The 4,224-nt window shown below is 66.6% G+C and carries 3 protein-coding genes; 1 reads left to right on the top strand and 2 read right to left on the bottom strand.

Going from position 1 to position 4,224, the window contains the following annotated elements; genetic code table 11:
- Together pheT and pheS are read right to left on the bottom strand one after the other, a co-directional pair.
- Nucleotides 1-2,480, bottom strand: a 2,480-nt coding sequence (gene pheT / locus K728_RS0113285; RefSeq protein WP_024477016.1) for a phenylalanine--tRNA ligase subunit beta, incomplete at its 3' end; no start/stop codon positions are given.
- 2 nt (nt 2,481-2,482) lie between these two features.
- Entirely contained in the window at nt 2,483-3,574 is a 1,092-nt protein-coding gene (gene pheS, locus K728_RS0113280; RefSeq protein ID WP_024477015.1) for a phenylalanine--tRNA ligase subunit alpha, read from the bottom strand.
- Between the two features lie 143 nt (nt 3,575-3,717).
- Here pheS and K728_RS0113275 point away from each other — a divergent pair, with 143 nt between their 5' ends.
- Nucleotides 3,718-4,176: an eCIS core domain-containing protein gene (locus tag K728_RS0113275; protein ID WP_019483404.1), complete on the top strand. Its 459-nt coding sequence runs from the start codon at nt 3,718-3,720 to the stop codon at nt 4,174-4,176.
- Nucleotides 4,177-4,224 lie beyond the last annotated feature (48 nt).

Genomic DNA, 4,224 nt, shown 5'->3' with positions numbered 1-4,224 from the left:
CTGGCCTCGTCGGCGGTCAGGGTCCGGTCCGGTGCCCTGAACCGCAGGGCGAAGGCCAACGACTTGCGCCCGTCCTCAATTCCCGCGCCGTCGTACACGTCAAACAGGTGCACGTCCTCAAGGAGCTCCCCCGCGCCTTCGCGCAGGGTCGAGAGCACGACGTCGGCCGGCAGCCCGCCGTCGACCACCAGTGCCACATCCTGGGTGGTGGCAGGGAAGGTCGAGAGGTGCTTCGCGACAATCACATCCGGAGCGGCGTCGAACAGCAGGTCGGCGTTGATTTCCAGCGCCACGGTGCGGGCTGGCAGGTCATGGGCGGCGAGAAGCTTCGGGTGAAGTTCGCCGGCATAGCCGAGCAGTTCACCGGTGCGCAGCGAAATGCGTGCCGTGCGACCGGGATGGAACACCTGGTGCTCCCCCTGCGTCACCTCAAGGTCGACGCCGACGACGTCGGCCATCAGCCGGACCGTGTCCAGGGCATCCGCCCAGTCCCACGGGCGTGGCTGATGGTTGGCGCCTGCCGGTGAGTCGTTGCCGGTGAAGACAGCAGCGATGGTCAACGGCTGGTCGGGCAGTCCGTCATAGAGGCCGTCAAGGATGTCTTCGGAAGGGCGGACACCCAACGGCGGAATGTCACGACTGCCGACGGCGTCCTGCGGCAGGAACACCAGGCCCGCCTCGTACAGGGCCAGATCCCGGAAGCCACGTGAATGGTTCCGTTTGGCGACTTCGATCAGTCCGGGCAGCACCGAGCGGCGCAGGTAGCCCAGTTCGGCGCTCAAGGGGTTGGCCAGTTTGATGGCGGGCTGTTCCGTCGCGTCGGCGGACCCGAAGGTGTTGTTGCTGTCCAGCGACACGAACGGGTAGGAGAGCACCTCGGTGAGGCCCGAGTCGGCCAGCGCCTGCAGCACGCGGCGGCGCTGCACCTGGACGCGGGACAGGCCGCTGCCGGGAGGTGCCACGGGAAGCCGGGACGGGATCTTGTCGTAGCCCACCAGCCGGGCGATTTCCTCGGTGAGGTCGTCCTTGATCTGCAGGTCCTGCCGCCAGCTGGGCGCCGTGACGGTGTGACCGCCGTCGTGCGCTTCCACTACGGCCCCCAAATCGGTGAGGGCCCCGGTGATCTGCTCGTCGGTGAAGTCGACGCCGATCCGGCTGGCCGCGTAACCAGCAGGCAGGTCGATGACGACGGCGTCGGGCTGGGTGCCCACCTCGGTTCCGGCGTCGTCGGCGGTACCACCGGCGAGTTCGACCAGCAAGTCGACCACGCGCTGGGCGGCGATGCCGGCAACCTGCCAGTCCACCCCACGCTCGAACCGCTTGGAGGCCTCGGACGGCAGCTTGTGGCGGCGGCGTGATCGCGCGATCGACACTTCATCGAAGTGGGCCGCCTCGACCAGCACCGTGCCGGTCGAGTCGGACACCTCCGTGTCGGCGCCACCCATGACACCGGCGATGCCGATGGCGCCTGAACCGTCGGCAATCAGGAGGTCTTCGACGTCGAGCTTGCGGACCTTGTCGTCGAGGGTTTTGAGCGTCTCCCCCGGCGTTGCCCGCCGGACGACGATGCCGCCGGAGAGCTTGTCCTGGTCGTAGCAGTGAATGGGCTGACCCAGTTCGAGCATCACATAGTTGGAAATGTCGACGGGCAGGGAAATGGAACGGATCCCGGCGAGCCGGAGCCGGGAGGCCAGCCACGGCGGCGTGGGACGGCTCGTATCGACGTTGCGGACGGTGCGGGCGACGAACCTGTCACAGCCCGGGTTGCCGTAGATCGGCGACTCGTCGCTGATGGTGACCGGGTAACCACCGGACAGAGCCGCGGGCGCGGTGACCTGGGCTGCGGGGTCGGTGAAAGCGGTCCCGGTGGCATGGGCGTACTCACGGGCAACGCCGCGGATCGAGAAGCAGTAGCTGCGGTCCGGGGTGACGTTGATTTCGGCGGCCTGGTCGTAGAGACCCAGCAGGTCCATGGCATCGGAGCCCACCTCCGGGTCGAGTCCGAGGGTGGAGAGCACCAGGATGCCGTCGTGATCGTCGCCGATGCCAAGTTCGCGCACCGAGGCGATCATGCCGGCGGAGACGTGGCCGTAGGTTTTGCGGGCGGCGATGTGGAAGTCGCCGGGCAATACGGCGCCCGGCAGGGTGACCACCACCTTGTCACCCTCGACGAAGTTGTGGGCGCCGCAGACGATGCCCTGCACCCCCGACGGGTCGATGCCCTCGGTGGTCAGCGTCTGGGGCTGGCCTTCGGGGACAACGCGGACCTGACACCAGTTGATGGTTTTGCCGTTGGTCTGCGGCTCCTTGACCACCGAGAGCACCTGGCCGACGACGACGGGCCCGGACAGGGTGTCGGTGGGACGGTGCACGGCCTCTTCCTCAAGGCCGACCTTGACCAGTTCAGCCATTACGTCTTCGGCGGTGGCACCGGCTGGGACCTGTGCGAATTCACGCAACCAGGAAAGTGGAATACGCATGCTTAGATCTCCATCCCGAAGTGCTCGCTGAACCGTACATCGCCCTCAATCATGTCCCGCATGTCGCCTACCTCGTTGCGGAACATCAGGGTGCGTTCAATGCCCATGCCGAAGGCGAACCCGGAGAATTCCTCGGGGTCGATGCCCGCAGCGCGCAGCACATTGGGGTGGACCATGCCGCAGCCACCCCACTCGATCCACTGCGGCCCACCCTTGGCGCCGGGGTGCCAGATGTCGAGTTCGGCTGATGGTTCGGTGAACGGGAAGAAGTTCGGGCGCAACCGGATCTGGGCGTCGTCGCCGAACATCAGCCGGGCGAAGTGCTCCAGGGTGCCGCGCAGGTCGGCCATGCTGAGGTTCCGGTCGATGGCCAGGCCTTCGAACTGGTGGAACACGGGCGTGTGGGTGGCGTCGAGCTCATCGGTGCGGAACACTTTGCCGGGGCACAACACGTACAGCGGCAGCGGACGTTCCAGCATGGACCGCACCTGGACGGGTGAGGTGTGGGTGCGCAGCAGCAGGTGCGCCTCGGGAGGCTCCACGAAGAAGGTGTCCTGCATGTCACGGGCCGGGTGGTCTGGTTTGAAGTTCAACGCGTCGAAGTTGAACCACTCCGACTCCAGCTCGGGTCCTTCGGCGATTTCCCAGCCCATGCCCACGAAGATGTCGCTGACGCGTTCCTGCAGGGTGGACAGCGGGTGGCGTGCACCCGCACGCCGACGTCGCGGTGCGGCCGTCACATCCACCGCCTCCTCAACGAGGATGCGGGCGTCACGTTCGGCTTCCAGTTCAGCCGTCCGGGCGGCGAGCGCGGCGTTGATTCTGCCGCGCGCCGGCCCGATGTTCTTGCCGGCCGCAGCCTTCTCGTCCTTGGCGAGGGCACCGATGCCCCGGTTCGCGAGGCTGAGTGGCGATTTGTCGCCGGTATGGGCGATTCGCACCTGCTTAAGCCCGTCAAGATCGGCCGCGGCTGCAATGTCGTCGAGCGCGCGATCAACGGTCGCGCGAATCGCCTCGGCATCAAGCGGGGAAGGAACGTCGACGACGGCGGACGTTGCGTGCACGGGTCCGCCCGGCGGTGTGGAGTCAGACATCGAGATGTTCATACCTTCAGTGGTGGTGGGCAACTGGTGTTTCACCGCGGATCCGGTGACCGTTGGCAGACGGTGCAAGTCTAGCTAACACCGGTGCTGAGTCCCCAATGGGCACCTGTCACTCCCGTACTAGGATGATTCCCATGGTCCCGGCCCACAGAATGCGATGGCTGCTCAACTGGCTGAACCTGTCCACCGCGGCGGGGCTGATGCTGGCGAAATCGAAACGGTGCGACCTCCGCCCTGGCCCCGAGGGGCTCCTCCTCGCTTTCAGCTACACCGGCACCCTGCCGGTCGCGCGTGCCTTCACCGTGGGAAACGTCATCCTGTTCCGCGGGTCGGCCTCGGAGGGGGCACCCCGCCCGGCGCTCCTTGCCCACGAAGCCCGGCACAGCACCCAGTACGCCATCTGTCTGGGGTTGCCCTTCCTGCCGCTTTACTTCGCGGCGGCGGCTTTTTCCCTCCTGCGTACCGGTGATCCTGCATCCCTGAACCTTTTTGAGCGGCGCGCGGGATTGGCCGATGGTGGGTATGTTCAGCGACCAGTGCGGCCGCTTGCCACGACACTTTCCGCCGTATTCGGGAAAAGGGGAGCACCGTGACGTTGGGTACCGACGTTCCAACCATCACGGTCACCGGTACCGGCTCGG

This window comes from Arthrobacter sp. CAL618 (genome assembly GCF_000468215.1).
Lineage (GTDB): Bacteria > Actinomycetota > Actinomycetes > Actinomycetales > Micrococcaceae > Arthrobacter_D.
This window is presented reverse-complemented; position numbering and strand designations above follow the sequence as displayed.